At 56.8% G+C, this 715-nt stretch carries 2 pseudogenes; both read right to left on the bottom strand.

The features are described 5' to 3' along the window. Window positions 1–541 (bottom strand): annotated as a pseudogene (locus GZH79_RS17535) (IS630 family transposase); the annotation flags it as partial. Then, window positions 489–715: pseudogene (locus tag GZH79_RS19130) on the bottom strand (transposase); the annotation flags it as partial. The pseudogenes GZH79_RS17535 and GZH79_RS19130, both read right to left, overlap by 53 nt.

Genomic DNA, 715 nt, shown 5'->3' on the forward strand with positions numbered 1-715 from the left:
GACATATCCGGCAGCAGTGAAGTAATTCCAGCATTCTTCGGGTGAAGTACAGGTCGCAGATATCGGCGATTGCATTGAACATGTCGGTGGAGGTGCGTGTGCCGATCCGGCGCAGGTGCGCTTTGAGCTTTGAGAACGCCATTTCGATGGGATTGAGGTCGGGGCTGTAGGGCGGCAAGAAAAGGAACCAGCATCCTGCCCTGCGCATCGCCTTTTCCGCTTCGGCGTTTTTGTGCGTGGCGAGATTGTCCAGAATGACCACGGTTCCGGGTGATAGTTCCGGCACCAGAACCTTTTCAACATAAGCGGCGAAGGCCGCGCCATCCATGGCACCTTTGATCACCCAGGGGGCGATCATCGCGTCGGCAATCAGTCCGGCTATAAAGGTCTGGGTGCCCCGTGAGCCGAAGGGGGCGTCCATGATCAGGCGGTTTCCGCAAGAGGCCCATCCCCTCTGCCTCGTCAGGTTTGTCTTCACTGATGTTTCGTCAATAAAGACAACGCGTTCCTGATGCTTCGATACGGCTGGAATGCGATGCTTGAACCAATCCTCGCGTTGCCGCCTTACCTTGGCACGGTGACGTTCGGTGGCGACTAGTGACTTTTTTATAAGTGTAGCCCAACTTTCGTAGGAACTTGCCGATGGCGTTGGGATGCGCCCGAACGCGCGTTGCGTCAAACAGGGCTGCGCTCAGCTCGGGCATCGTGATGTCAC

It is taken from the genome of Loktanella sp. SALINAS62 (assembly GCF_018263905.1).
GTDB lineage: Bacteria > Pseudomonadota > Alphaproteobacteria > Rhodobacterales > Rhodobacteraceae > Loktanella.